Origin of the sequence: Mycobacterium sp. (assembly GCF_025933915.1) — a bacterium.
Lineage (GTDB): Bacteria > Actinomycetota > Actinomycetes > Mycobacteriales > Mycobacteriaceae > Mycobacterium.
Map to the genome: position 1 here is coordinate 1 of NZ_JAICZA010000274.1, position 3,310 is coordinate 3,310.

Genomic DNA, 3,310 nt, shown 5'->3' on the forward strand with positions numbered 1-3,310 from the left:
GATGCAGCCCACCAAGTTCTGGGCTGACGTGTGCCAACATGTCGACCTGCCGGAGCTGGCCGACGATCCGCGCTTCGCCACGGTGGAGAAGATCGCCGCCAACACTGCGGATGCGGTGGAACTTCTGACCAAGGCCATCGCGACCCGCACGCTGGCCGAGTGGAGTGAACGCTTCGCCACGCTGTCCGGTCCGTGGGCGCCCGTGCAGGACACCCTGCAAGCCGCCGACGACGCGCAGATCCGCTCGAACGAGTACATGGTGCAAGCGGGTGAACTCGAGTTGGTTGCCAACCCGGTTCAGTTCGACGTCGCAGCGCCACAGACCGGGCCCGCCCCCGGGTTCGCCGAGCAGACCGACGAAATCTTGATGGAACTCGGACTCGATTGGGACCGCATCATCGAGCTCAAGACGGCCGGCGCCGTCACCTAGAACTGGAGCCGCCTGTAATGTCTCAGCCCGCCAACAAAAGTGACGCTGCCCGCCCGCGCGCCGCGGTCAGAGGTTGTCCGATAACGGTTCTGCGTTTTTGCTCCACCTGGACTCGGCATGGGTCATAATCTCCGGACGCTTCAAGACGCGGAGCTCTCTGTTTTGAGGTGTAAACTCACGCGATTGAACGGAGGGACCGGCGTGTGGATCCGAAGCGTTGCCACGCCGGCGAGAGACGCCGAATCTCGGCTGTCCGCTGGGCCTTTCGTGCTCGGCAGCGTCCACTCGGGACGGTGGGTTGAGCCAAATTTACCCCAGCCGGTGCGCAACAACAAGACTGTCGGTCTCGTAGCGCGGGAAGGGGCTGGCGTCGATGGCGACTAAGGGAGCAGACCACTGGTCAGCGGGATTGCCGCAGCTGAAACTGAAATGGGACATCTCGGGGCCCATGCACGCCGTCGGAGCCTTGTTCGCCATGTCGGCCGATGCGGTCAAGTTCCTGTTTCGCCGGCCGTTCCAGTGGCGGGAGTTCTTAGAGCAGTCCTGGTTTGTCGCGCGGGTGGCGTTGGCTCCCACCTTGTTGGTAGCGATCCCGTTTACCGTCCTGGTCAGCTTCACGCTCAACATCCTCCTGCGCGAACTGGGCGCGGCGGATCTATCCGGTGCCGGTGCCGCGTTCGGTGCAGTCACTCAGCTCGGACCGCTGGTCACGGTTTTGATCGTGGCAGGCGCGGGTGCTACGGCCATGTGCGCGGATCTGGGGTCGCGAACAATTCGTGAAGAAATCGACGCGATGGAAGTGCTGGGCATCAACCCGGTGCAGCGGTTGGTCACACCGCGCATGCTGGCTTCTGGATTGGTCGCCTTTTTGCTCAACAGCCTCGTTGTCATTATCGGCGTCCTTGGCGGCTACGTCTTTTCAGTATTTGTGCAAGACGTCAATCCCGGCGCATTCGCCGCGGGCATCACCTTGCTCACCGGCGTGCCCGAGGTGGTCATTTCGTGCGTCAAGGCAGCGCTTTTCGGCCTCATTGCCGGATTGGTCGCCTGCTATCGGGGCCTGTCGATCACCGGCGGTGGCGCTAAGGCCGTTGGCAACGCGGTGAACGAAACGGTGGTTTACGCCTTCATGTCCCTGTTCGTCGTCAACGTGGTGGTCACCGCGATCGGCATCAAGATGACGGCGAAGTAGGGCTGCAATGGCGCTGAGGGCCGTATATCCGCGATTGACCCGCCAATTCGAGAGGCCGGTCGCCTTAATGGGGCGGATCGGCGATCACACCCTGTTTTACGGCAAAGCCCTCGCCGGGGTGCCCTTCGCAGCTACCCACTACACGCGCGAAGTCGTTCGACTGATTGCCGAAATCAGCATGGGCGCGGGCACTTTGGCGATGATCGGCGGAACCGTTGTGATCGTCGGCTTCCTGACGCTCGCGGCGGGCGGCACACTGGCCATTCAGGGTTACACCTCGCTCGGCAACATCGGCATCGAGGCGCTGACGGGCTTTTTGGCCGCGTTCATCAATGTGCGTATCGCGGCACCGGTGGTCGCCGGGATCGGTTTGGCGGCCACCTTCGGCGCCGGGGTGACCGCTCAGCTGGGTGCCATGCGGATCAACGAAGAAGTCGATGCCTTGGAGAGCATGGCTATTCGCCCGGTCGCCTATTTGGTAAGCACCAGGATCCTGGCGGGCATGATGGCGATCACGCCGTTGTACAGCATCGCCGTGATCCTGTCGTTCGTGGCCAGTCAGTTCACCACGACCTTCTTGCTCGGCCAGTCGCAGGGTTTGTACCAGCACTACTTCAATACATTCCTGAACCCGATCGACTTGTTGTGGTCGTTCCTGCAGGCCATCCTGATGGCGCTCACCATCCTGCTGATCCACACTTACTACGGCTATTTCGCTTCGGGCGGGCCGGCCGGTGTCGGCAACGCGACCGGCAACGCGGTGCGTACCTCGCTCATCGTCGTGGTGTCGGTAACGCTGTTGGTCTCGCTCTCTATTTACGGTTCGAACGGCAACTTCAACCTGTCCGGTTAGCAGAGGAGGTGGAACGGTAGTGACGCAGAGTGTGCCAGCGGGTCGGGGCGCGGTCGCCGGCCGACCCGCGCGCACCGGCCATGCGCGGCCGCCGGCCGGACGGAGTTACCTGCCACCCCTGCTCGGACTGGCCACCGTCCTCATCATCGGCGTGGTTTTCGCCGTGGCGGTTGGCCTGTTTCGGGGCTCCTTCACCGAAACCGTGCCGGTGACCGTGATCTCGCAACGGGCCGGCCTGGTGATGAACCCGGACGCCAAGGTCAAGATGCGCGGCGTGCAGGTGGGCAAGGTTGCCTCGATCGACCCGCTGCCCAACGGGCTGGCGGCGATTCACTTGGCGATGGACCCGTCGCAGTTGCACTTCATCCCCGGCAACGTGCTCGTCGACATCGCGTCATCGACGGTGTTCGGCGCCAAGTCCATCCTGTTGGTAGAACCTGCCCAACCCTCGCCGCAGCGGTTACGCGGTGGCCAGACGCTGCAGGGTCAGCACGTCATGGTCGAAATCAACACGGTGTTCCAGCAATTGGTGTCGGTTCTGGCGCACATCGACCCGCCGAAGCTCAACGAGTCACTGGGCGCGCTGGCACAGGCGTTCAGTGGGCGGGGCGCACAACTCGGGCAATCGCTGAGCGACTTGGATTCGTTTCTGGTCAGGCTGGAGCCGAGCCTTCCCGCGTTCAGACACGACCTCGCGGTCTTGCCGGCGGTGTCCAACGCCTACGCCGACGCGGCACCCGACCTGGTGAAGACCGCCGCCAACGCGACCCGGATCAGCAAGACGCTTGTCGATGAGCAGCACAACCTGGACGCATTGCTGATCAGCGCGATCGGC

4 protein-coding genes are annotated in these 3,310 nt (G+C 63.2%); all 4 read left to right on the plus strand.

Features of this window, described 5'->3' with window-relative positions:
* Positions 1-430 (plus strand): CoA transferase (locus Q0W90_RS23855; RefSeq protein ID WP_297777077.1); only part of this gene is annotated, 430 nt, incomplete at its 5' end.
* Between the two features lie 373 nt (positions 431-803).
* On the plus strand, positions 804-1,622 hold the full coding sequence (locus tag Q0W90_RS23860) for an ABC transporter permease (protein WP_293045292.1): 819 nt from the start codon (positions 804-806) through the stop codon (positions 1,620-1,622).
* Between the two features lie 7 nt (positions 1,623-1,629).
* Entirely contained in the window at positions 1,630-2,475 is an 846-nt protein-coding gene (locus Q0W90_RS23865) for an ABC transporter permease (protein WP_293045290.1), read from the plus strand.
* Positions 2,476-2,494: 19 nt separating this feature from the next.
* On the plus strand, positions 2,495-3,310 hold an 816-nt coding region (locus tag Q0W90_RS23870), incomplete at its 3' end, for an MCE family protein (protein WP_297777080.1).

What these genes read in the sequence shown, in the direction of transcription:
- Q0W90_RS23860 (WP_293045292.1), top strand. Translation starts at nt 804, where the DNA reads ATGGCGACTAAGGGAGCAGACCACTGGTCAGCGGGATTGCCGCAGCTG.
- Q0W90_RS23865 (WP_293045290.1), top strand. Translation starts at nt 1,630, where the DNA reads ATGGCGCTGAGGGCCGTATATCCGCGATTGACCCGCCAATTCGAGAGG.